Raw genomic sequence first — 25,050 nt, forward strand, 5'->3', positions numbered from 1 at the left:
GCACAGTAGAAGCTCACTTTGTGTCCATGTCCTTTCGTCATAGTGACCTCTGTCAGAGCAGTACTACTAACCTGCTTCACTTTACATTTGCTCTACTGTCTTGCTACTTCAATCTTTCCTTAATCGATAGCGCAGTGTTTCTTCTACATACCAAAGATCTGCGCATACCTGGGGCAACTTTCAAAAAGCTCAAGTGATGAGAGACGCCTCGTCTAAATACATGCGTGCATAGCTGTATGTGTGAGTAACTGTTTTGGTTTTGCTGCATGCGCCGGGTCGCTCCAGGATCAAATCGTGATTAATCAAGGTACTGGTCAATGAAAAAATCATGGAGTTAATACCCTGGTTGCCGGGTATTGCCAGGTTGACTTTGGTGCTGGTTTGTTGGGCAAGTTTGATCTGACAATTGCTGGGAACAGCCGGGTCTGGCCAGGCGAAAAATGAGGTGGATGGCAGGAGATCGACGAGGGGTGAAAGGGAGTGTCAGAAGTAAGAAAAAGTGCTTATAAAGCTGATGTATATGCGGTTTAAGGTGCGTGGCACAGGGCTTGCACCAAGACATAAAAAAGCCATTGGTGCAGTCACTAATTTGGCGCGCATTCGTCACGACTGCAGGGCTGCAGGTTCAACAGTTTTTGCCGCAGCCAGCAAGGCTTTTACAGGTTTAACTGAACTTGGTCAGAATGCTCTGACTGAAGTTTTGGGAGCTGCCCTCTATAAAGGGTGCTGGTCGGGATGACCGCATGAGCAGGGTGGCGCTGGATCTACCGCTGTTTTGTAGGTGCTGTTATGGATTTAACTTCACAACATATGCAAAAGGCTAAGTCCGATCTTGGCTTACTGGCTGATACCCGAGGTCTGGACAAGCTGCGAGCCCTGGGCAATGGCTCCAATAAGGAAAAGGCCCAGGCACTGTATATGGCTGCTCAGCAGTTTGAGTCCCTGTTAATGCAGTACTGGGTAGACGGTATGCGTTCAACCAATGATGCCCTGAATCCAGACTCTCCATTAAAGAGTAAGTACTCAGGCTTCTTTGATGACATGCTGGCTCAGCAGCAGGTTGGCTCCATGGTACAGGGCAACAGCACCGGCATTGGCTCTATCAGCAAGAGCTCCATCTCTTATCTCATCACCAAGCAGTTTGCCCGCACCCTGGGTGACGAAGGCAAGGCCTTGATGGCCGAGCTCGAGGGACGTCCTTATGACCCAGAGGCCGCTGTATCTACAGGTAAGGCAGGTGAGCTCAATGGCGGTTCCCCTAAATTCTTTGAGCTGTCTAAGAACGACAATATTGTTGCCGTGCTTCAGAGACAGCGCCCATCCAAGCTGCTTGATGACGCCGTAAACAAGAAAGGCGCAGCCACCATCAGCAGCCTGAACGAACTTTATGCCTCACTGCCTGACGCAAGCGAGATGCGCAAATTCGACTCCCCAGAGGACTTTGTGGACAAGATGATGCCATACGCAGTCAAGGCTGTTGAAGGTCTGGGCATGAATCCACTGGTACTGGTAGCACAGGCTGCACTGGAAACCGGCTGGGGTAAACATGTTCCAAAGGGTAACAACTACTACGGCATCAAGGCCGGCAAGTCATGGACCGGTATGACAGAGAATCTCGATTCTCCTGAGTTTGAAAATGGTGCCATGGTTACCAGAAATTCCCGCTTCAGAGCATATCCATCTGTGCTCGAAAGCATGAAAGATTATGTATCGCTGATTACCGGCAATGAGCGTTACTCCAAGGCTGCTGGAAAGAGCTTCGATCCGGACACCTATTTCGATGAAATCCAGAACGCCGGTTATGCTACCGACCCTGATTATGCGGCCAAGCTGAAGAACATTTCACGCCAGATCGCATTTATGGCATACAAATAGCATAGAGATTATCGAAGAGAAAATTTCAGCAGCGTGAACAGACGCTAAGTTGTAGGAAGTAAGGTTATGCTCGATTTGTTACAGACCGGTAAGTTTGGTGTTCTTACCAACCAGAAGCTTTTAGGCACCACCTCTAATAACATCACCAATGTTAATACTGAGGGCTATACCCGCCAGGAAACAGTTGTTTATACCAGCGCCATTGAGTGGGGTGTAGGCAGCACTGTAACTCGCAGACTTTACGACAAGTACGTTCAGCGTGAGATGTTCCGTGACCAGGGTAACGTCGGTTTCTACGACGCCTACTCCTCTGGTCTGGGCACTGTAGACAAGCTTTTATCCAGCAAGGATACTTCCATTACCCACAAGCTTGATTCTCTGTTCGCTTCTATGGAAAAGGCTGCTCAGAACGCCACCTCTCTGGCCAGCCGTCAAGAGCTGCTGTCTCAGTTCCAGACTTTAACTGACCGCTACAATACTCTTAACTACAACATCAAGAATGAGCTGACCGACATCAACAACAAGATTGATGATGCCGCTTCCAACATCAACGATCTCGTTAAGGGTCTGTACGAAGTAAACCGCAGCATCCGCAACCTTGGTCAGAGCGTTACCAAGAGCGATGTAGGTCTTCAGCTGCTGGACAAGCGTGACCAGATGGTCAACCAGCTCTCCGAGTTCGTAGACGTAAATGTAACTACTGAGAGTGATGGTTCCTGGAGCCTGTACCTTGGCAATGGCCAGCTGCTTGTTAATGGTGATACCTACGGTACTCTGGCAGTTAACCAGAAGACTGGTGACCAGACCCGCCGTGAAATCAGCCTGATTTTTGAGACCCCATCCAAGAGCAAGGTAGACCTCGGTCATGATGCCTGGGGTGGCAAGTTAGGCGGTCTGCTTGCTGCATCCGATGAGATGCGTCAGGCCATGCGTGAGCTTGGTCAGAGTGCCCTTGCCTTCGCCGATGCCATGAACACCCAGAACAAGGGCGGTATTACCCTTGGCAATGTAGCCGGTAAGGATGTAATTACCATTCCTGATGTTAAGGGTACTTCTACCGACGGCAGATTTGCCATGACTGTATCCTTCAATCCTGGTGAAGGCTCAGACATTCGTAGCGATGATTACTTAGTACGCTTCGAGGATGATGGCGGTAATATGGTCCCTCGTGTCTACACTGTAGATGCAAACGGTAAGGAGACCATGGTTCCTGAGGCTGATGTAAAGATTGGACAAGATGCTAACGGCAATATGCAGCTCAAGGTTGAAGGTCATGGCATCACATTAAGCTTCAATGCTACTCAGCAGGCAATGCAAAACACTGATGTCAGATTTACTGCTCAGCCAACCATTAATTCAGCTTTTGACATCAAGTGCAACATTACCAAGCCAGAAGATTTTGCATTCTCATCAGCAATCCGTGTAAACGGCAACAAGCATAGTGGTAATGCAACTCCATCATTAGTTGGTGTTACTCAGACTGGTACTGCTGCTACCGACAAAGAGTTTGGTATTTACATCGATCCAACAACCGGTAAGCCAGCTTTTACCAACAATGCACCAAACTATGTTCAGGTTGAAAAGAACGCTCAGGGACAGCTTGAGTATGTTGTCTACCACAAGGATAACGCAGGTCAGCTGACAAAGCTTGGTACTGCCCCAGCAGATTGCAACGGTAAGAATATCTTTGCAAATACTACGTGGAATGACCCCAATACTCCTGACGGCTATCCACATTACGATGTTAACTTTACCGGTACTGTTGATAACGGATCCAGCTTTGACATCGAGATTAACACCGATGGTAAGAACGACAACACCAACGGTAATCTGATGGCTGCATTGAAGCAGGAAAATCTGGTATACGGTGCCGAGAACATCAAGGTTTCTTTCACTGAGGACTACGCTAACCTGACTGCAGAGATTGGTTCTGCTGTTATGTCAGCTACCACTGACCTGGCTGCTGCCAAGGCCAAGTGTGAACAGAGCCAGAATCTGTTTGCCTCAACTGCAGGTGTAAACCTCGACGAGGAAGCTGCTAACCTGATTCGCTTCCAGCAGTCTTACAGCGCCTGTGCAAGAATTATTAACGCCTCTCAGACAATTTTTGACGCCTTAATGAGCGCCATCTAATTAGGAGATTATCATGCGCGTTTCAACAGCAATGCAGTATAACAACCATCTTGGTTATTTACAGTCCGCAAACTCCAAGGTAGATCTGGCCTCTCAGCGTTACAACACTGGTAAGCTGTTCCAGACTGCCGGTGAAAACCCTGGCGGTATGTCCGCCAGCATGAAGTATCAGGCCGACATCGCTGCTTACAAACAGTACGGTCTGAACTCAAAGATTGTTGCTGACTCTCTGGCTCAGGAAGAAACTGCTCTGGGTCAGATCTATGACACCATGTCCAGCATTCAGACCCGTCTGATTCAGGCCATTAACGGCACCCTCGATGACGGCTCCCGTGCAGCTCTGGCTGAAGACATCAAGCAGATGCAGGCTCAGCTGTTCAATACCATGAACACCAAGAATGCCGAGGGTGAGTACATCTTCTCCGGCGCTCAGAGCAGCATTCCTACTTTCCGTCTTACCTCTGACGGCAAGTACATCTGCCAGGCTGACGGTTCTTCCAAGAACGTAAACGTTTCTCCAACCTTACAGGTTCAGGTAACTGACAGTGGTCTGAACATTTTCGAGAACGTAAATCTGGCTAATGATTTTACTTTCGCTGCAACTGATGCAAACGGTGCTGCAAAGAACGACTACAAGGCCTCAATCAGCGACTACGACCAGTTTAATGCACTTTATAATAAGTACTATGACTCTGGCACCGGCGGCCAGGCTAACGGTAACAACGCATTAAAGATTGAAGTGCTTGCAGATAATAAGTTCCGTCTTACAGATCAAAATGGCCAGACCATTGACGAGGGTGAGATTAAGGAAGGCAAGATTCAGGTTCAGGGTATGGAGTTTGAAATCCCAGGCGGTCAGATCCCTGCTCAAGGTGATACTATCAATATCACTCTCCAGGACCCGCAGTCTGATAACATCCTGAACCAGCTATCTAGTGTTATCGAGGCTCTGAACACTCCTCTTGATCAGAATCCTGACGCTAAAGCAGATGTAACCCGTCAGCTGGTCAAGATGCAGGAGAACATCAGCATCGCCAAGAAGCAGGTAGATACCTACCGTGGTCTGGTTGGTGCCCGTGGTGCCAACATTGATGACATCATCAAGTCCAATGAGTCCTTACACGACATCAAGACTGAGGCCAATGCCAACGTAAGCGAAATTGATGCTTTCCAGGCTGTTTCTGACCTCCTCGTTACCCAGAACGCTCTGCAGGTTGCTCAGCAGTCCTACAACATCGTTCACTCTGCAACTCTCTTCGACTTCATGTAAGAGTGCAGTGACCCGGTAACATCCGCGTCAGGCTGTCGATTTGAAAAAGATTTCAGCATAATTAAAGTAAAGGCGAACTTCGGTTCGCCTTTATTTTTTGGTGCGCAGCTGCTGATTATGGGGATAATAGGCTAAAATGCAGAAAAATTTCAGCCGGTGTGCAAATTTTCCGGGTGTGTTGCTGATCCTGGTCCAGTCCTTGCCTATACATGTATATGTGGCAGGGAAATGCGACAGCATGACAATAAATTGTCCCCCAAAGGCACAATTTTCTTCCTGACACTGCGTGCCTTGTTTTGGCTGATATATCAGCTTAAAGGCCAGCAAATGTGGCAATGTGCAATTGCACAAATCACACGGTTTAAGAACACCCGATATTAAGGTTAGCGTGCTTCACTGCACCTGGTGGTGTAGTTTTAATCTAAGGTGCAGTATTAAGCCTTCTCCCCCGAGGGGATGGTTTGCCCTTATTTTTACGGGTAAAAGCAGTCGCGGCAGATATGCCGTTGAAGAGACATCTTTGTTGCTGTTGATCTGTTTCAACTGACTGTTCGCCACATACATCAAGTGAAATAGATGTGTATTTTAATAACGTTGGCGCAATTTTGTGCGTCAGCACTTACTGACATATCAGTAAGTTTGATTTAGTCCTGTGTATGGTTCTACAATTGGAACCAGTAGTGGAAGGCCTGTATGCATAGGCCTCGTGAAATGTTTATGATTCACGGGCCTTTGTCTGACAGCTGCCAGCAGAGCACAATTTGTGATCTGTGTTGTAAGAAAAAGATATTCAGGCAGATATTTTTCAATAATTCTGCTAAAAAACCGTTATAAGTAGTAGTAATCAGAAAAGTGTCCTGTGCAATGTTGTGGACCTTTCGATCGCTCATTTAGTGGTTTTTTATCCTTCAGATTTACTGAAGACAGCGGTGAGAAATGAGCCTGCTGGACTGTCCTTGCGAAGTTCCAGTTCTGATATCGACTTTCCATGGCGCAAAACTGGGGAGATCACTCATTCAGTTCATTCTCTGTTGTGAACTGTATGCTGTACCCCCATTCATCAGGTCTTTTCTGAACACCTGTTCTCCATTTCCCTAAGTTCGTGGAGTTCAGGACGAGCTCATAATTCAGTTAACTCCATCCAACTTGAGCAGACTGGCTGGAAAATTCATGGCGGCACCTGTTACATCCTGGTACGCTGATTTGTCACAGCCTTCTGAAGATATAACGACTAGCCATATGGCACCAGTTAGGCCATAGAGCAAATGACGTTAGCAAGATAAGAAGGACAGGTACTGATTCTTGAGCACACAGGCTTTTGCTTGTAATGATATCAGTGTACTGTTCCCTCAGTAGGAAAGAGGACTAGCCATGGATTTTTCAAGTGTAGTAAAAGCAGTCAGAGATCCTGTTGTTATCAGGGGCAAGGGTTCTTCCCCATTATTAAATGCCTTCAGATCAGCTTCATCTGCAGTTGAGTCAGGCGTCTCTGCCTCGGATCGCGCTTACCATACTGTTGCCTACAACCTTCGCCGTAAGAATGTCTGGCAGCAGGATTCATTTGCCTCAAATGCCTCCATTCAGGATGCTTCCCTTGTTCAGGAGAATCCATACCTTGCAGCCATGCGTGAGGAGCGTCAGCTCGCACGTGAGGCAGAAAAAGAGCGTAAGCTCGAAGAGTCTTACGAAAAGGCCAAGGAAGTAATCGCTGCTCTCAATCAGAGAAAGCTTGCCTTACGTTTTGATACTGCCAAGGACTTTGAGAATGCCCGCATTATCAATGTAATTGACTCCGTATCCAACGAGATTATTCGTCAGATTCCGTCTGAGGAATTCCTTCGTATCGCAGCTGCCATCAGAGAGTATGAGCAGAGACTGGCTCATGATGAAATGGTCGTTGATCCTGCCATTAAGGCCAAGGGCGTAGAGACAGCCAATGTGAATGAGAATCTGCGTGGAGCGATGTTCGATGCCATGGCCTGATACAGGCAAAATTACCTTAACAGGATTTCTCCGGAAGTTCTCTTCCGGGTGTGAACAACAATGAAGGCCTTATCATTTTGGTGATAAGGCCTCTTTATTTATCCCGCAACGTTTAAGCTTTTGGCTTTTGGGCCGTTATATACACAGCACAGATGATAATCACGACCTGACGGTAATTCCCGTCAAATGGCAGGTCTGCCAACAAAAATTCGTGGTTGTGTGCTTGCTTATAAAGTACTGTGCTATATTGTCCTGATAAAAATCTGATCAGCTCCATATTATGTGTGGGGCATGCAGTAAATTACACAGAATTCCAAGTCTATGAGTTACAGCTTTCAGGACTGATTGCCGGGCCCGCTGCTGTCTGTCAGCAGAATATATAGTGGACCGGGCTAAAGGAGCCGGCACCTGATTTATAAAGCGTTCTCATAGTATACGTTGCCTCATATTAAAGGAGATTTACATGGCCTACGGACGTAACCTTAAGGCTTACAATCGTACCAAGCTTGAAGCTGAACTCCTCGTTGCTACCCCTTACCGTGTTACTCAGATGCTGTTTGAAGGTCTGATTGAGCGCCTGAGCCAGGCAAAGGGATACATTGAGACTGGAGATCTGGCCAAGAAGGCTGACTTCATCAGTAAGGCCATGGGTATTATCAACGGTCTTCAGGGTGCAGTAGATCCAAGCTACGATGAAGAGCTAGGTGCCCGTATCATCGGTCTTTATGACTACATGAAGATTCGTCTTAATGATGCTAATGCAACCAACTCTATTGAGCCAATTGATGAGGTTATCAAGCTGATTACTCCTATTAAGGAAGCATGGGATCAGATTCCAGTAGAGATTCAGGATGAGCAGAACATTGCCATCACCAAGAAGCACGAAGAGTTCGATGCTGCTCAGCGTGAGCGCAACCGTAAGGGCTTTGCTTACGAGTCATAATTACAGACTCAGTGTTTGAAAATGGGCTCTCGCAAGGGGGCCTTTTTTTGTTAATGCGTTCTAAAACCTGACATGAAGCGATTTGAATTTCACAAGCGGCGTACTGCATAAGCAGTTATGCATTTTGTGATAAGCAGCAAGCCTCTTCTGACTTTAAGAGATAAAAAAAAGCCGGGCATTTCGCCCGGCTTTTTTTTGAGATTCAATTAGTTACAGGAGAATGCTCTCCTAAACGGATTAGATCTCGTGAACAGATAAGGTGTTGGTGGTACCAGAAGGAACCAGAGCACCGGACACCATCAGGATCTTGTCGCCCTTCTTGGCCAGACCACTTTCAACGGCGAGCTTCTTGCCCAGCTCAAAGAACTCGTCAGTAGACTGGATACGGTCAACAACAGTAGGAATAACACCACGAACCAGACAGAGCTGACGGGCTGTCTTCATGTTTGGGGTCAGAGCCAGAATGAAAGAGGTTGGGAAGTACTTGCGGATAGCACGTGGAGCAAAGCCGCTCTCGGTGGCTACTACGATAAGCTGGGTGCCCAGGGTCTCAGCAGCCTCAACAGCAGCCAGACTTACAGCGTCGGTTACATTAGGAAGCTTGGACTTGTAGCGTGGAGGATTAATAGCGGCATGAACTTCACGGTCAGCACGACGGCAGATGGTAGCCATGGTGGAGACTGCCTCTAATGGGTACTTGCCCTTGGCAGACTCACCTGAGAGCATTACAGCGTCGGTACCGTCAAGAATTGCATTGGCAACGTCACCGGCCTCTGCACGGGTAGGACGTGGGTTCTTGATCATGGAGTCCAGCATCTGGGTAGCAGTAATAACTGGCTTGCCGATCTCGTTGCAGCGCTTGATGATGTGCTTCTGGTGGAAGATAACTTCCTGAGCAGGGATCTCTACGCCAAGGTCGCCACGGGCAACCATGATGGCGTCAGCAACGCTGAGGATGTCCTCAAAGTTATCGATGCCTTCCTGGTTCTCGATCTTGGCAATAATCTTGATCTTCTGGCCGCCGTTCTCGTTGAGGAAGTTACGAATATCCATAACGTCCTGACGGTTACGGGTAAAGGAGGCGGCTACGTAGTCAACATCACGCTTGATACCGAACAGCAGGTCATTCTTGTCGTGCTCAGATAAGAATGGCATGGAGATGTGGGTGTTAGGCAGGTTAACGCCCTTCTTCTCACCCAGGTGGCCATTGTTTAAAACCTCACAGGATACTTCAGTATCAGTGGTGCTTAAAACCTTTAAGGCAATTAAGCCGTCGTCGAGCAGTACGATGTCGCCCTCGTTGAGGTCGCGGGCCAGATCTGGGTAGGTAACGCTGATAATTTCACGGTTGCCTACAACGGAGCTGTCGGTGGTGATGGTAATCTTCTGACCGGTTACCAGCTGGATGTCCTGGCCATTTTCCAGGGAGCAGGTACGGATCTCAGGACCACGGGTATCAAGAAGGACGGCGAAGATCTTGCCGGTATCCTTCATGATGGCCTCTAAATTGGTGATACGACCACCATGTTCCTCGAAGTCACCGTGGGAGAAGTTTAAACGCATGACGTTCATGCCAGCGTTTAATAAGGTTTCCATGACTTCGCGATTTTCGGACTTAGGGCCAATGGTGCAAACCATTTTGGTTTTCTTCAGCACTTACAAATACCTCGTGACGGTTGTTCTTTCTAACTGAATTTTTAGCGCGCTGATTATATCAAAAGGCATTTAAAAATAACGTAAAATCAAGGGTAAATTGATAAAAAAACAGCGATTTTTATCAATTTTTTTAAACAAATAGAATAAGCGTGAGGTCTGACTCATTTTGCCCCTCAAACAGCCCATAAAAAGCACCATAAAAGGCCATATTATTAAGGGGGTTTTATAAATTGCTCTAAATTGAGGCGATAAATGACACATATTTTCATTGTTTTGCAGTCTGTTGCATTTGCCGGTGCCTTTGTTTCATAAGATCAGGCTATGGTGTTAATGCCATTGAAATGATAGTTTTAAAACCGCATAAATAAGGCACTTGTATCCAAGGTCAAAACAGTACTGCGCTATTTGCCATGCGGGACAGCAGCAAAGCCCCTGGAAGAAAACTTACATTTACAGCTATATGTATGTCTGGACAAAGCACTGGGCATCCCTCCTGGGCCGTACGCAGGCTTTTTGCAACATTTCAGCAAAATAATGCAACAAAACTGCAACATAATGCAAAATTTGCATAAACACATAAACCGCCTGTATATGCCCTTTAGATAACAGTGATTCTCATTGATATATGACGGCTTCCGCAAAACGACCCGCACGTTTTTGGCAGATTTCATATTACCTTTGCCCTCACCACCAGGTACATTGGGCCGTGCCACCCACCCCCAGGTAGATTGGCCATTGCTCCCACAGCCTGTCACATCTCCCCCGGCTGCTCATGTTCCAGCAGCAGCACACGACAAGGATGCAATGATGCTCACGGCTTTGCCCTTTGCCTGAGTAGATATCTGCGTTTTCTTTCCTGTCTTTTTCCTGCATGCCTGCATTCAATACATGTCTTATTCATGCCAGCCACAGCAACTCATACTCAGCAACCGCACTTTATCAGCCCATCATAAAGATGCTTTTCTGTTACAGGAGCAGACCTCTATACCTCTTGCTGAATGGTTTGACGGTGATTATGTCATTACGCTGGTGCTGACGTTGCGCTTGAGCTGTCATTACGGCCATTTCATCAGCTGCATGAAGCTATGCCTGTATAAATAATCCTTTATAAAAGGTATACAGCTGAGACTAGACGCGACAGTTAAGGATGTTGCTGCTAACAGGGCAGTAAGTTTGTCTTTGTGAGTGAGCTCTATATATGCTTTGCAAAATATATTGATTGCTCAGAATTACAATGAGGCGTATTTCAAGGCAGGACCATAAGGAACCCAGTTGGGCCGGATTGTATCAGGTACGGGGTGATTCCTGCTGGCGCAACGCAATGGCACTTAAACGTGCTCGTGCTCGTGATGTTGACTGATGGTAAAGGAGCTTTGCTGTGCCTGCCGGGATGGTGATGAGTGCCATAAAGGTTGAGCCTGGGCGGTTTCAGCAGGTCGTGCTTATGAGATTCTCTATGGGCTTTGAAGTCATTGTCTGCAGCGTTGAATCGACAGGGACATGTTGGATGAAATGCAGGCTCAGGTATGCTGAGGCTCCCATACTGGTGATGTGATGCTTAACGTTATGACTGAAAGTGGCCACTTTCGCAGGGCATGATGTTGGGGGCTGCAGTGTGCCGAGCCCCAGTTCGGCGTCACACCTTACCGCAGTACTCTTATGCTGCTGCCATTGCCCAGGGCTATGGAGCGTTGTACGTGCTGTAGTCGTCAGGTAGCTTCGAAGGGGCATGTGTCATGCTGTGGCAGGGGCTGAGGGCAGTGTGAGCTTGATATTGTTATGTGTATGACTGTGAAGCTCGTACTGTGGCCAGAAGCAGAGAGCAGGACAGAAGACGGAACCGACCTGTGTTCATGAAATGGGCTGCGTTCAGAATCGTACTGATCCTCAGTGCTGAGCTGGATCTGGACCGGTTTTGATGCGGGTAATGATGCTGATGATTTAGGGAAACACACGAATCGAAAGTGTCGAGGTGGGGTGATAAAGCGCAGGGCCGACGGCGGCGTGGTGTAGCTTTAAACGCTGAGGACGCCGGTGCTGCTGAGGCGTTAAATCGCTGGGCTGAAAGTGGCGGAGCGGGGATGATGAGGACAGGGGCCGAAAGTGGCGGAGCGGGGGCGATGAGGCGCGGTGGCTGAAATTGGTGGAACGGGGGGATGAAGCGCAGGGCTGATGGCGGCATGGTGGAGCTTTAAACGCTTAGGACGCCGGTGCTGCTGAGGCGTTAAATCGCTGGGCTGAAAGTGGCGGAGCGGGGATGATGAGGTCAGGGGCCGAAAGTGGCGGAGCGGGGGTGATGAGGCGCTGTGGCCGAAATTGGTGGAACGGGGCGATGAGGCGCTGGGGCCGAAAGTAGCGGAGCGGGGCGATGAGGCGCTGGGGACGAAAGTGGCGGGGTAAGGTGGTGCTGGGGCAGGGCCTTAAAGCGCTGAGGCGCGGATGAGCGCGGCGGAAGGCCGGTTGATTTTTTGAGGTTGAGATTTTGAAAAAGAAAAAGCTGGCCGAAGCCAGCTTTTTCTGATCCTTTTACAGATTCCTGCATCTGCAGGGCCTTAATCAGGCCTTGAAGTAAGCAGCTAACTGTAAGAACATGGCGCCGAAGGTAAGGGCGCAGGCAGCACCGTAGAACACGTAGTGGTGTAACTTGGTGGTGTGGATGCCAAAGTCATGTAAGGAGTGGTACAGACGGTGTAAGGCGTGGAAGAATACGCCGCCTAACACAGTGAATAAGATCAGGTTGGCAATCCAGCTGCCCATGATGGCTCTGGCCTGCTCGAAGTTTAATAAACCGGAGGTCAGATCTGGGGAGCTTAAACCAGCAGCGATTAAAACGATCAGGATAGCTGGTAATGCCATTGCTGCGGCCATACCGCCGCCACCGAATAATAACCAGAAGATTGGCTCATCGGATCTCTGTGGCTTGTTCTGCATGTCTTTGTCTCCTATTACATGCTGGCGAAAGCGGCAAGTAAGATGATTACGGTAGCGCCGCCGGCTGCAGCATAGAGGCTGCCAATGATTAAGTTTTCAGGAACGAGCTCAGTGGTGTGCTTGTTCATAAATACACGAACAGCCTTTGGCATTAAGGCAAACCAGGTTACGGCGTGGAATGCCAGACCGCCAAGAGCGGCTACGTTAATGAGTAATACCAGAGGGTTGCCCAGGAAGTCCTGAACCCACCAGAGGTATGGGGCTGCGTTCTTGGCAGTAGCAACTTCGCTGCCGAAGTCGCTAAGTAAGAACATGAAAATACCAAGTAATACTTCAGCTGCTACGAACAGAGCACATGCGGCAGTGCCCTCACGGAGAATATAGCGGAAGAAGAATGGATTCTTGGTCCACCAGAAGTTGTCTACTGGAGGGTTGTAAGGCTTGCGATAGTTCTTTACATCACTCATTTGTTTTACTCCGGCTTGAACATTCTGATGACGTAATCGGTAGCGCTCATCTTCTTACCCAGCTGGATTGCGGAGCTTGGGTCAACGTGCTTAGGGCAAACCTCGGAGCAGTAACCAACGAATGTACAGCTCCAGACGCCTTCTTCAGCGTTGAGATATGGAAGACGAAGTGCCTTACCACCATCACGGTTATCAATGTTGTAACGATATAACAGAGTCAGAGCGGCTGGGCCGATGAACTCCTTGTTCAGCTTGTACTGAGGGCAGGCAGCGTAGCAGCAGCCACAGTTAATACACTGTGAGAACTGACGGTAGGCTTCCATCTGCTGTGGAGTCTGCTTGTAGCCTTCAGTTAAAGGCTTGTTCTTGTCCTTCTCGGCAGGAATGATATATGGCTTGATACGCTCGATCTTCTCGATGAGGTCGGAGATATCAACAACCAGATCGCGCTCAACAGGGAAGTTGTCGAGTGGGGCGATCTTCATGTCCTTGCCCTCGTAGTCACGTAAGAAGGTCTTACATGCCAGGTGAGGAACACCGTTAACCATCATACCGCAGGAACCGCAAACGGCCATACGGCAGGACCAGCGGAAAGAGAGGCTTGGCTCAAAGTGGTCCTTGATGTAGAACAGGGCCTCTAATACGGAGGTCTCGTGGATGTAAGGAACATCAAAAGTCTGTTCCCATGGCTTCTCGTCCTGCTCTGGGCGATAACGGACGACAGTAATCTTCATGGTCTTCTGCTGTGCCATTATTACTTAGCCTCCTTCTGCTTCTTGGCGGCTTCGGCAGCCTCAGCTTCGGCGCCGTATACACGCTTGGCAGGCTGGAAGGTGGTGATCTTGACTTCGCTGTAGGAAATGTCTGGTAAACCAGTCTCAGCGTTGTAAACAGCGAGAGTGTGCTTGAGGAAGTTCTTGTCATCACGCTGCTGGTAAGCGCCGTCAGGGCCGTCCAGACGCTGGTGGGAACCACGGGATTCCTTACGGTTGATGGCAGAGTGAACCATGGTCTCGGCACAGTCGAGGGTGTAACCAAGCTCGATTAAGTTCATCCACTCGGTGTTGAATACACGGCCGCGATCGGTTAATGGAACATTCTTGATGCGCTTGCGGAGGTCCTTGAGTACATCAATGGTCTCCTGCATGGTATCGCCTTCACGGTAAATACCAACGCCCTTTTCCATGCTCTCGCCCATTTCAGTACGGATCTTGTACTGAGACTCATTGCCCTGAACATCAAATAAGGCCAGAGCGCGAGCCATGGCGGCCTCAGCCTGACGGTCCAGTTCCTTGGAGTCGTGGTGCTTGATTTCGTGAGCGCGCTTGGCAGCCTCGTCACCGGATACCTTACCGAATACAACGGTCTCAACCAGAGAGTTGGAACCCAGACGGTTGGCACCGTGAATACCTACGGAGGCACACTCGCCGGCTGCGTACAGACCTGGCATGCGGGTAGCGGTCTTGCCATCGGTCTCAATACCGCCCATGGTGTAGTGAACTACTGGACGTACCGGAACAGGCTGCTTGACTGGGTCAACACCGGAGTAGGTCTTAGCCAGTTCGCAGATTAATGGGAGACGCTCGTGCAGGTACTTCTCACCAAGGTGAGTAAGGTCGAGGTGAACGGCTTCACCTAATGGATACTTGATGGTGCGGCCCTTACGGGATTCCTGCCAGAAGGCCTGAGATACACGATCACGTGGACCTAATTCCATGTACTTGTTCTTTGGATGACCAACTGGAGTCTCAGGGCCCAGACCGTAGTCCTGTAAGTAACGGTAGCCGTCCTTGTTGTACATAACACCGCCTTCACCACGGCAGCCTTCGGTCATTAAGATACCGCAGCCGAGCAGACCGGTTGGGTGGTACTGTACGAACTCCATGTCACGGATAGGTACGCCGTGACGGTAGGCCAGGGAAATACCGTCGCCAGTAACGATACCGCCGTCAGTGTTGAAGATGTAGGCACGGCCTGCACCACCAGTGGCGATGATTACGGACTTGGCATTGATCTGACGGAATACACCATTCTGCATGTCGAAAGCTACGACACCACGGCATACGCCTTCCTCAACGAGGAGGTCCAGAACGAAGTGCTCATCAAAACGCTCGATTGATGGGAACTGTACGGAGGTCTGGAATAAGGTATGGAGCATGTGGAAGCCGGACTTGTCAGCGGCGAACCAGGTACGAGGTACCTTCATACCACCGAAACGACGTACGTTTACGTCACCGTCATCCTTACGGCTCCATGGGCAGCCCCAGTGCTCTAACTGGAACAGTTCTTCGGTGGTGTGACGGACGAAGTACTCAACTACGTCCTGCTCGCACAGCCAGTCACCGCCTGCAACAGTATCTTCAAAGTGCTTCTGGTAAGAGTCGTCATCACGAACAACACCAGCAGCACCACCTTCTGCGGCCACAGTATGGGAACGCATTGGGTAAACCTTTGAAATCAGTGCAACGCGAAGCTTTGGATCAGCCTGTGCTACTGCAATAGCGGCACGTAAGCCACTTCCGCCAGCACCGACGATTGCAACGTCAGCTTGAATTTTTTCCACGTGTATCTCCTAAGCCCTGAGTGTATTCATAAATGACAGATCACCCGAGGCAAACAGCAAAAATCGTGTTTAATATACCATACTAAGGGGCATATTTCCCCAACAAAAGCCAGTCAAGATCACGGAAAGACAAAGAAATTGCAGGCAATTATCTAGATATCATCCGTTACTGATTTCTGATTCGTTTTTATCAACAAACCGGGCTGAAAGTCGGGATATTTACCCGGGTCATTCTGAAACGGGTCAGAGTGGTCCAGGAGGATTTCTCAAAGAAATCATTTTATGGGGACAAAGTCCGTACTCTCCCGTGCTGCAGCGTGGCAGCTCAGGTAAAACAGGTGCCCTCAGGCATCAGTGATCCTGTTGGGGAAAACGGTAAGGCAGGGACTCCCATGTAATTCCTGTTACCTGCTGCTGATGGCAGGTCCTGTTTGTTTTTGATTCTGTCTGCCTGAGATCCCTTGTCTCCTGCATGCTCAGTATCAGGACAGGCAGTTAAGGTCCCCTGATGACGGAATCTGCAGCTGTGCGTATGTTGCCCCACATAGAAGAACATAATGGCATTAATGCTGCGTTCAGACAGATCTGAATTACTTCTCGGCAATGCCTTAAATGCGGCCACAAACCAGTGAGTATGATCCCGGCCGGGCTCTGCAGGTCATGTGCAATGCACAAAAGCCTTAAAAAGTCATAAAGAATATTCTATCGTGAATTGTAATATTCAATGCGATCGAGTAGTCAAAAATGCGAACTTCGCCACCAAAAATCTTATTTGAGCTATGTACATGCTCCGAGATGGAATGCTCAATGCCCCGGAATATGGGGCTTGCGACGACATTTGCAGTCAATATTCAGGACCTCCAAAAATCCCACTGGCATGGCGTTTTCTTTCAAAAAAGTTGTGTTTTATATACAAAAAAGCCCCTCATGAGCACAAATTCAGAGGGGCTTTTTTGGCAATTTACACAGGACCACAAGTTTGCAGTGCACGCACACCCTGGATCCAGGCTTGCGTCTGGTAAGAGCTCACCATGGATCCAGGCTTGCGCCTTGTAAGAGCTCACCCTGGATCCAGGCTGGCGCCTGGTAAGAGCGCGCCCGGGCAGACATCATGACAGACAGCAACAGATCTGCTGTCCAGACCTCCTGTGCACCAGCGCCGCAAGCTGTATTAATCGTGCACTTTTCAGCGCTTATATTTAAGTTCAGTACACAAACTTATCTGCAAATCAATTCAGTACAGTCAGCCATGCGGCTATGGTTACCGTGCTGAAATGCCGCAATGCCGCCAGGACTTATGAACCTGCAGGGGGATGCATAAGGGAATTCAACGGTACCTGGTGGGGGCCTGGTCGTCCCGGGCCTGGCCGGCACGTCCTTGGTCTGGCACGAATCGGACGTGCTCAGCGCAGCCGGAGAGTGCCAGCCAGGCTGCTTTTAGAGGCAGCTTAGCTCTTTGAGAAGGTGGCGTCGGCAAGACGGGTGTTGCCAATCATGCTCTGGCCCATCTTTACCGGGGCGCCTGGCTGGAAGTCAGGGCAGAGATCGCCCAGCTCCTTTGGCCACAGGGTAATGACAGTGGAGCCGAACTTGAAGTGGCCAATCTCATCGCCACGTCCATAGATCATGTTGCGGTCAGCATATTCCTTGACCTCAATGCCGGAGCGGCGCACAACAGTGCCGTCCCAGACAGTGCCAATGGAGCCTACCATTGCAGCGCCGACCATAATGACAGCCATTGGGCCACGGGCAGTCTGGAAGATACAGACAAGGCGCTCATTCTTGGTAAAGAGGTCATCCATGTAGGAAACATTGCGACGTCCTACAGGGAAGTGGCGGCCAGGGATATGAATGGTGCGCAGCAGCTTGCCTTCCATAGGCATGTGAATGCGGTGGTAGTTTGCCGGAGACAGATAGACGCAGGCAAAGTTGCCATCCTCAAAAAGGTCATTATCCTGCTTGCGGCCACCTACAAGAGCCATAAGGCTGTAATCAATACCCTTGGCCTGGATAAGACGGCCAGCTTTGATGTTGGCAGCCTGACCTACAGTACCGTCTACAGGGGATACGGCAATGCAGCTGTCAGCTGAGGCAACTGGACGGGCCTCTGGCTTGAGCTTTCTGATAAAGAAGTCATTGAAAGTCTCGTAGCTCTTGAGGTCACTGTTTTCACACTCCTCAAGGTTGATCTTATAAGTAGCAACGAACTTGCCGATCAGCCACTGAGTAAAGCCACCCATTTTGGCATCTGTCAGCCTGGAGGACAGATAGGTAAGAGTTGAAAGTGGGGTAAGGTATTCAAAAACTTTTAAAAGCAGCCCAAACATATGATTCTCCTCAGCAGGGGGCTCAATTGTGCAAAGTTCAGTCACTGCTGTCAAACTGTAAACCTATTGCAAAAGACAGGCAGCATACCCTGTGAGCCGCAGCGCGCAGCCTCCTGCCGGCAGCAGGGGGCTGTACTGTTACTTGCCCTGGTATGAGCTTAATAATCGCTCATTTAACTTATGGAAAAGACAGACTGCTTTCAATACCTGTCAGGATCACCGCAGCAATGGCATCACCAGTCGCCAGTATGCCAGTCAGTCTCAGCGCCGAAAAACAGCAACTGATGAAAGACGGTTCGGTCTGTTCAGTATGTTCAGCCCCATATACTCAGACAGACAGAGCTGACATGTGCTGCAATCACTGCTCCCTGGAGGGAGGGCCGATGGTATCCAGAGCATAGGGCACATGACTTTTATAAAGCATGCCCTGATGCTGATGCTTACCCTGTAAGGGCCGACTATCGCATAAGGCATATTTAAGCTCACTTGCTCAGCAAGTCTGAAAGCTCAGTCACTTTATGCCATGCAGGTTGCTTTATGCCAGATCAGAGACTGTCTTTATTGCTGTATGCACACAGGCGAGCGGCAGCTTTTAAAGTGGATGGGCTCAGGGTAGCTGCAGAATGAAGCGCAGGCACACAACAACGCACTTTGAAATCGAATACCAGGAAAGATGACAGGGGCAGGCAATAGGGATGTTTGAATGAGACGGGTGACTGAATAAAGCTGACAGTAAAAATGTCTGAATGTTGTGATACTGAATGTGATAGGGCTGTCTATGGTGGGATGTACGGCCAGTGTGCAGTTTTTGGGGGCAATTTAATGCAGCGCAGCATTAAATCTTACCACGCCGGGGAAAGGGAAAATTTGATTTATATCTGATTTGTGACAAATGGACGCGAAAAAGTTAAAAAAAATTTAAAAAAATGCTTGCATTGGGTAAAAAAGTCCTTATAATGCTGCGGCATGGAGAGCGGGAATAGCTCAGTTGGTAGAGCATAACCTTGCCATGGTTAGGGTCGCGAGTTCGAACCTCGTTTCCCGCTCCAAATTAAAATACAGATTCTTTGAAATGCGGGAATAGCTCAGTTGGTAGAGCATAACCTTGCCATGGTTAGGGTCGCGAGTTCGAACCTCGTTTCCCGCTCCAAAGACGAAGTATTTAAAAACTTGACTTACATGCGGGAATAGCTCAGTTGGTAGAGCATAACCTTGCCATGGTTAGGGTCGCGAGTTCGAACCTCGTTTCCCGCTCCAATGTAAGACAGGTCAGAAACTCTTAATCTAGACGCGGGAATAGCTCAGTTGGTAGAGCATAACCTTGCCATGGTTAGGGTCGCGAGTTCGAACCTCGTTTCCCGCTCCAGACTTAAGCAGTTTCAAGATGAGAACGGGTGCTACAGGCACCTTTTTTCGTTTCTGGACACACAAAAAATCCATCAGCCGGCACGCGGCCAGCACAGGGACCTCAAGGTCCTTTTTTTGTGCCTTTTCCACCAGAATCCTCATTCCTGTCCCCATTCCATTTCCCGGACCTTGCCTGCAATCACTGGTCACCTGACCAGCGTCAAATATGCTGACTTTTCCGAGTCATAATGTCACGCTGCAGAGTCATCAATCTGTGCAGATGCTTTCCCGTCCATCCCAGTACCGTCCAGTCCATCCCAGTCCTGTCCTGTCATCTTCCTTTCTTGCCAGTCCTTTTATGGCCAGCAGGTCATATCTCTGCAGGGACACTATGCCAGCACTCTCTTCATTAATATTAAGGCTAAATGCTGCGCTGACGTGGGCCAATGCCCAGTGAACACCCGCCTCTTGTGATCATGGCTTGCCAAGCTGAGGCAATCAGCTCAGCCAGCACTGGTGCCTTTGCATCATGCTATGTGTGCAGCCATGGGCCGTGAGGACGAAAACAAACTGGCTATGGCTACAGGTCCGGAGCAACGATTACTGGCAGCGGTACAGGTATGGAGTGCTGTTGGCAGGGCACCAGTGCAGTTACGGAGTGCCGATAGCTGGCGCCGGAGCGGCGCCGGAGCGGTGATGGCTGGTGCCGGTACAGGTATGGAGCTGATTGTTGGGTATCAGCTGTAGTCCATGTAGACAAAATGGCGGCCGCAGTGCAGACATCTGAACAGGTAGCACTGGATTTGGCCTCCGTTACAGCTCATGGCTATCATTTCTTTTGCATCGTCGTCCCAGAAGTCATCGTCCAGAACCTCTTCGAGCAGGCCCAGAGCTTTGAGTTCTGTGGCGCCAACAGGGCCAAGATAGGCGCAGAAGTCACCGCAGTGAGCCCTCCAGTATTCCTGCTGCCAGCCTCTGTATCCAGGGGTACGGTAAATAAGCTCATCAACAGCCTCTTTGCTGCAACCTTCATCAAGTGAGCACTCATCCTGAAATTCGCCCTTGTACTTCTTTGCAGCACTGCCATCAGCAATACATTGCGGGCACAGACAGTCGACATCCTCCACTGAATAAAATGGACCACTGTAGCTTACCTTTGTCTGCTTGCCACAGCACTGACAGGTGACAGGCTCTTCACTAAGCTCTATGGCCCCACTGAGCACAGGATCCGGATGATAGCGAAATTCAGGGATACCAAGTTCACAGAGCTCTTTGCGTCGTTGCTGCAGCTGCGCTTCTGACAGTCTTCTTGGCAGTGGAAAACGGTCAGCCCAGCCCGCTGCCTGCTCTTTGAGAGTTTCAATGCGACCGAGCATCTTGCGATCAGTGGCAGCAGCACCGCCCTTACTGTCAGAGCTTATGGCTTTTAGCAGCTCGCAGGCACTTTTCTTGAGGTTGAGCTGGTCATAGACATTAACCAGTACTTTACGGGCAGCTGTGCTGTCATCTTGCTCCAGCTCTTCTTTAAGCTCATAAAGGGCGTTTACCCACTGAGGTCCGCTGTCGCACTGCGACTGAAGCTTTTTGATTTCTATATATTTCTTCTCAAACTCGTCCATGATGTTATCCAGGGTCAATGATGGTATCCCGGGGGCAATGATGATATCTGTGTCAATGATGGGGTCTGAGGCCAATGAGGATATCAGCGGGCAATAAAGAGACAGGCAGGTGGTGCATGCAGTTGTCATAAGCTGCATGGTCTGCAGTCTCATACTGGAGCCATTACAGCAGTCTGATACTCAGGTGGCCCTGGCAGGCCAATATTGCAGCATTAAGCTCAGTATAGAAGCATCATGACCTGAGGCAGACCGTGCCTGTGCGGTTGACATAGGGTATGTCCACAGGGCCACATGCTTTCATATATAGCCGCAGATGTTGATGTGCTGGTTGCTGGTCGTGCCTGCATGGCGGCATGGCACGGGAAGCCGGGCAGGGGCCGGCTTACAGGATAAGCATATTATGGCTTTGCTGAATGTAATGCAGGTCACAGTACTTGAAAAACAGCTGTACCGCCCCAATGTAATAACTGTCAGCAGTTACAGGCAAGGCTTATATGCAGCTTTTCACCACTGCCTGAGATGATGCTGGTAAGACTCAGGTGTACTGACTGAGCACAGTCTACTGACAATAAGGGCTGTACAGATCAGCCATACACCAGCAGCCTCGGGTGCTGCTGCCGTGCAGTTTATGAGATCTGTCAGGTTAGCGTTCACCCTCAATATTAAGAGCTGACAGTAAAGCACCTCATTAAATTGCGCCGGTGCTCCAGGTCATGTCAGGCTCCGTACTTATGCTGCATCTTTGCAGCTGTACTGACAGGGCCGATCTTACTGTAGTTCATCCTTTATACAGCTTCATAGCACCTTGTGATGCCAGCAGCCTCTAACAGGCGTTGCCTGATCAGGGTCTGCCTGGCTGCAGTCAAGCTGCGCTGCTATATGAGCAGCCACAGGCCTGTCCAGCAGCATGGGCATCTGATCCTCGGCCGGGGCTGTGCCTGAGCCAGGGAGGGCCTGCTAAGATACAGCGTGATGCAATATGCGCCCTCTGCCTGTGTACCCATGCCTCAATGAGCCCATCAGGCTGAGCGGCTATGCTCACATGGTCCTGTGAGTCCATGCCCTCTGATCGTGGGGCTGAACTGTCTGCAGACAGGGGATCAAAGGTGCCCGCAAAGCCCGGATTTTTCGGCACGGATGGCATGCCGGTCGCCTCCGTCCAGTCTTTCCATAATGCCAAAGTGCTATATAATAGCCAGTGGTTTCCTCTAACAGTGTTAATTAAAAATGTTTATTACATCAATCGTTACCAAGATCATTGGCAGCAGCAATCAGCGTACTATCAAGCGCTTAAACAAAATCGTCAGGCAGATTAATGCCCTTGAGCCAAAGTATGAGGCCTTAAAGGATGAGGAGTTCAAGGATCTCACCGCCTCTTTCAAGGAGCAGTTAGAGCAGGGCGCCACCCTCGAGAATATTCTCCCTGAAGTTTTCGCTGCTGTACGTGAAGCTGCAAAGCGTACTCTTGGTTTACGTCCATTTGATGTACAGCTCATGGGCGGCATGGTTCTCAACTCCAACCAGATTGCCGAAATGAAGACCGGTGAAGGTAAGACCCTCACCGCTCTGATGCCATGTTACTTAAACGCTCTTACCGGCAGGGGCGTTCACGTAGTTACTGTTAACGACTACCTGGCCCGCCGTGACGCCGACTGGTCCCGTCCTTTCTATGAGTTCATGGGCATGACTGTAGGCTGCAACATTCCAGGTATGGATCCTGATTCCAAGCGAATTGCCTACGCCTGTGATGTTACCTACGGTACCAATAACGAGTTCGGCTTCGACTACCTGCGTGACAACATGGCCTATGCCCCAGAGCAGCGTGTTCAGCGTCCGCTTAACTACGCTCTTGTTGACGAAGTTGACTCCGTTCTTATCGACGAGGCCCGTACTCCGCTGATTATTTCCGGTCAGGCCGAAGACAGCTCCGAGCTTTATCGCAAGATTGACGGCATCATTCCAAAGCTGGAGATCCAGGAAAAAGAGGATACCGAGGATTATACCGGCGACGGTCACTACACCGTTGACCTCAAGCTCCGTCAGGCCTATCTGACCGAGCGCGGCCAGCTTTACGTTGAGGATCTGCTCCGTGAGCTCGGTCTGCTCAACGAAAACGATTCCCTGTTCTCATCAGGTAATATCGTGCTGCTCCACCACGTCATGGCTGCCCTGCGTGCTCATGCCCTGTTCAAGCGTGACGTAGACTACGTGGTAGCAAACGGCGAAGTAGTAATCATTGACGAGCACTCCGGCCGTAAGATGGAAGGCCGCCGCTGGTCTGACGGTCTGCACCAGGCTGTTGAGGCCAAGGAAGGCGTGGCCATCAAGTCTGAAAACCAGACTCTGGCTACCATTACCTTCCAGAACTACTTCCGTATGTACGACAAGCTTGCCGGTATGACCGGTACTGCTGATACCGAAGCTTACGAATTCCAGCAGATCTATGGTCTGAATACCGTAGTTCTGCCAACCAACAAGCCAATGATTCGTAACGACATGGCCGACCTCATCTATCTGTCTGAAGATGAGAAGTACAACGCCATTCTTGAGGACATCAAGGCGCGCGTTGCCGAGGGCCGTCCTGTGCTGGTTGGTACCATCTCCATTGAGAACTCTGAAAAGCTCTCCAGTCTGCTTAACAAGGCCAAAATTCGCCATCAGGTACTCAACGCCAAGTTCCACGAAAAAGAAGCCCACATTGTGGCCCAGGCAGGCCGACCAGGCACTGTTACCATCGCCACCAACATGGCCGGTCGTGGTACCGATATTATTCTCGGTGGCAACCTCAAAGCTGAAATTGAAGCCCTTGGTCCTGATGCCTCAAAGAAGGATATCGATCGTGTAACTGCCCAGTGGCAGAAGCGCCACGATCAGGTTCTGGCTGCAGGTGGTCTGCACATCATCGGCTCTGAGCGTCACGAGTCCCGTCGTATCGACAATCAGTTACGTGGTCGTGCCGGTCGTCAGGGTGACCCTGGTTCTTCACGCTTCTACCTGTCTATGGATGACAATCTGATGCGCCTGTTTGGTTCTGACAAGCTCAAGAACTTCATGAAGCGTATGGGCATGGAAGATGGTCAGCCTCTGGAGCACAAGTTTGTTACCCGTGCTATCGAGTCTGCTCAGCGTAAGGTTGAGACCAGAAACTTCGATATCCGTAAGAGCCTGCTTGAGTTTGACGACGTTGCCAATCAGCAGCGCAAGGTTATCTACGAGGAGCGTAATGCTCTGTTAAATGGTGAGGATGTATCCGAGACCATTACCAACATCCGTATCGACGTCTTTAACAGCGTTATCGACGAGTACATCGAGCCTAATTCTCTGCCGGAGTCCTGGAAGGTCAAGGAGCTCGAAGAGCGCCTGATGGCCGAATTTGTTGTCGATGCACCTGTCGGCAAGTGGATGGAAGAGGACAGCAAGCTGGTCGAGCAGGATGTACGTGAGCGCATTGTTGCCCGTGCTCAGGAACTGTACGACATGAAGTGCAAGGTTATCGGTGAGGAAAACCAGAAGCAGCTTGAAAAGGGCGTTATGCTTCAGACCATCGATACCCTGTGGAAAGAGCATCTTGCCGCCATGGATTACATGCGTCTTGGTATTGGCCTGCAGGGCTATGCTCAGCGTAATCCTAAGAACGAGTACAAGATTCAGTCCTTCAACCTCTTTACCCGTCTGCTTGATAACATCAAGTTCCAGGTAATCAAGCTGCTCTCCCGCGTCCAGATTCAGATGCGTCCATCTCCAGAGGAGATTGCCGCTGAAGAGGCCCGCCGTGCTGAGGAAGATGCTCGCCAGAACGCAGCAGCTGCCGAGTCCTTAATGCAGCCAAGCATTGGCCGTAATGACCCATGCCCATGCGGCTCTGGCAAGAAGTACAAGGACTGCCACGGCAAGGCCCGCTAATCCTGGCTACAGTCACAGGCACTTGCTAAAACC

13 protein-coding genes and 4 tRNA genes are annotated in these 25,050 nt (G+C 49.8%); 10 read left to right on the forward strand and 7 right to left on the reverse strand.

Annotation, left to right across the window (positions count from 1 at the left end; all coding sequences use genetic code 11):
* Positions 1-789: 789 nt before the first annotated feature.
* From MXE41_RS04970 to fliS, 5 genes are all read left to right on the forward strand, one after another.
* Entirely contained in the window at positions 790-1,875 is a 1,086-nt protein-coding gene (locus MXE41_RS04970) for a glucosaminidase domain-containing protein (RefSeq protein ID WP_247099575.1), read from the forward strand.
* A gap of 66 nt (positions 1,876-1,941) precedes the next feature.
* Entirely contained in the window at positions 1,942-4,008 is a 2,067-nt protein-coding gene (gene flgK, locus MXE41_RS04975; RefSeq protein ID WP_247099576.1) for a flagellar hook-associated protein FlgK, read from the forward strand.
* 13 nt (positions 4,009-4,021) lie between these two features.
* Positions 4,022-5,278, forward strand: coding sequence for a flagellar hook-associated protein FlgL (gene flgL / locus MXE41_RS04980; RefSeq protein ID WP_247099577.1), 1,257 nt, complete (start codon positions 4,022-4,024; stop codon positions 5,276-5,278).
* A 1,371-nt stretch (positions 5,279-6,649) separates the two neighbouring features.
* Positions 6,650-7,261, forward strand: a complete 612-nt coding sequence (locus MXE41_RS04985) for a flagellar protein FlaG (RefSeq protein ID WP_246978136.1) — start codon at positions 6,650-6,652, stop codon at positions 7,259-7,261.
* 463 nt (positions 7,262-7,724) lie between these two features.
* On the forward strand, positions 7,725-8,204 hold the full coding sequence (gene fliS / locus MXE41_RS04990) for a flagellar export chaperone FliS (protein ID WP_246978137.1): 480 nt from the start codon (positions 7,725-7,727) through the stop codon (positions 8,202-8,204).
* A gap of 237 nt (positions 8,205-8,441) precedes the next feature.
* Here the strand turns inward: fliS and pykF are convergent, their stop codons facing one another.
* The 6 genes from pykF to asd form a co-directional block, all read right to left on the reverse strand.
* Positions 8,442-9,857: a pyruvate kinase PykF gene (gene pykF / locus MXE41_RS04995; RefSeq protein WP_281503463.1), complete on the reverse strand. Its 1,416-nt coding sequence runs from the start codon at positions 9,855-9,857 to the stop codon at positions 8,442-8,444.
* A 2,559-nt stretch (positions 9,858-12,416) separates the two neighbouring features.
* Complete coding sequence (frdD, locus tag MXE41_RS05000; protein WP_246978953.1) at positions 12,417-12,791, reverse strand: fumarate reductase subunit FrdD; 375 nt, start codon at positions 12,789-12,791, stop codon at positions 12,417-12,419.
* Between the two features lie 14 nt (positions 12,792-12,805).
* Complete coding sequence (locus tag MXE41_RS05005) at positions 12,806-13,258, reverse strand: hypothetical protein (protein ID WP_246978952.1); 453 nt, start codon at positions 13,256-13,258, stop codon at positions 12,806-12,808.
* 5 nt (positions 13,259-13,263) lie between these two features.
* Positions 13,264-14,010, reverse strand: a complete 747-nt coding sequence (locus tag MXE41_RS05010) for a succinate dehydrogenase/fumarate reductase iron-sulfur subunit (RefSeq protein ID WP_246978951.1) — start codon at positions 14,008-14,010, stop codon at positions 13,264-13,266.
* 2 nt (positions 14,011-14,012) lie between these two features.
* The gene (frdA, locus tag MXE41_RS05015) at positions 14,013-15,821 is read right to left on the reverse strand and encodes a fumarate reductase (quinol) flavoprotein subunit (protein ID WP_246978950.1); all 1,809 of its coding nucleotides are present in this window, start codon (positions 15,819-15,821) and stop codon (positions 14,013-14,015) included.
* 1,448 nt (positions 15,822-17,269) lie between these two features.
* A complete protein-coding gene (asd, locus tag MXE41_RS05020; RefSeq protein WP_246978949.1) occupies positions 17,270-18,148 on the reverse strand; it encodes an archaetidylserine decarboxylase in 879 nt (292 codons plus the stop codon).
* A 973-nt stretch (positions 18,149-19,121) separates the two neighbouring features.
* Between asd and MXE41_RS05025 the strand changes: the two genes are divergently transcribed.
* The 4 genes from MXE41_RS05025 (at position 19,122) to MXE41_RS05040 (ending at position 19,514) form a co-directional block, all read left to right on the forward strand.
* Positions 19,122-19,197, forward strand: a tRNA-Gly gene (locus tag MXE41_RS05025).
* Positions 19,198-19,222: 25 nt separating this feature from the next.
* Positions 19,223-19,298: transfer RNA gene (locus MXE41_RS05030), tRNA-Gly, on the forward strand.
* A gap of 31 nt (positions 19,299-19,329) precedes the next feature.
* Positions 19,330-19,405: transfer RNA gene (locus MXE41_RS05035), tRNA-Gly, on the forward strand.
* 33 nt (positions 19,406-19,438) lie between these two features.
* Positions 19,439-19,514: transfer RNA gene (locus MXE41_RS05040), tRNA-Gly, on the forward strand.
* 718 nt (positions 19,515-20,232) lie between these two features.
* Here MXE41_RS05040 and MXE41_RS05045 read toward each other — a convergent pair.
* Positions 20,233-21,114 (reverse strand): CbrC family protein, encoded by an 882-nt coding sequence (locus MXE41_RS05045; protein WP_247099580.1) that lies wholly within the window; start codon positions 21,112-21,114, stop codon positions 20,233-20,235.
* Between the two features lie 1,227 nt (positions 21,115-22,341).
* On the opposite strand from MXE41_RS05045, the gene secA reads away from it, so the two are divergent.
* Complete coding sequence (gene secA, locus MXE41_RS05050) at positions 22,342-25,017, forward strand: preprotein translocase subunit SecA (protein ID WP_247099581.1); 2,676 nt, start codon at positions 22,342-22,344, stop codon at positions 25,015-25,017.
* Positions 25,018-25,050 lie beyond the last annotated feature (33 nt).

Origin of the sequence: Anaerobiospirillum sp. NML120449, from assembly GCF_023051105.1 — a bacterium.
Classification (GTDB): Bacteria; Pseudomonadota; Gammaproteobacteria; order Enterobacterales; family Succinivibrionaceae; genus Anaerobiospirillum.

What these genes read in the sequence shown, in the direction of transcription:
- MXE41_RS05005 (WP_246978952.1), bottom strand. Translation starts at nt 13,258, where the DNA reads ATGAGTGATGTAAAGAACTATCGCAAGCCTTACAACCCTCCAGTAGAC.
- asd (WP_246978949.1), bottom strand. Translation starts at nt 18,148, where the DNA reads ATGTTTGGGCTGCTTTTAAAAGTTTTTGAATACCTTACCCCACTTTCA.
- flgL (WP_247099577.1), top strand. Translation starts at nt 4,022, where the DNA reads ATGCGCGTTTCAACAGCAATGCAGTATAACAACCATCTTGGTTATTTA.
- frdD (WP_246978953.1), bottom strand. Translation starts at nt 12,791, where the DNA reads ATGCAGAACAAGCCACAGAGATCCGATGAGCCAATCTTCTGGTTATTA.
- flgK (WP_247099576.1), top strand. Translation starts at nt 1,942, where the DNA reads ATGCTCGATTTGTTACAGACCGGTAAGTTTGGTGTTCTTACCAACCAG.
- MXE41_RS04985 (WP_246978136.1), top strand. Translation starts at nt 6,650, where the DNA reads ATGGATTTTTCAAGTGTAGTAAAAGCAGTCAGAGATCCTGTTGTTATC.
- MXE41_RS05045 (WP_247099580.1), bottom strand. Translation starts at nt 21,114, where the DNA reads ATGGACGAGTTTGAGAAGAAATATATAGAAATCAAAAAGCTTCAGTCG.
- secA (WP_247099581.1), top strand. Translation starts at nt 22,342, where the DNA reads ATGTTTATTACATCAATCGTTACCAAGATCATTGGCAGCAGCAATCAG.
- fliS (WP_246978137.1), top strand. Translation starts at nt 7,725, where the DNA reads ATGGCCTACGGACGTAACCTTAAGGCTTACAATCGTACCAAGCTTGAA.
- MXE41_RS04970 (WP_247099575.1), top strand. Translation starts at nt 790, where the DNA reads ATGGATTTAACTTCACAACATATGCAAAAGGCTAAGTCCGATCTTGGC.
- MXE41_RS05010 (WP_246978951.1), bottom strand. Translation starts at nt 14,010, where the DNA reads ATGGCACAGCAGAAGACCATGAAGATTACTGTCGTCCGTTATCGCCCA.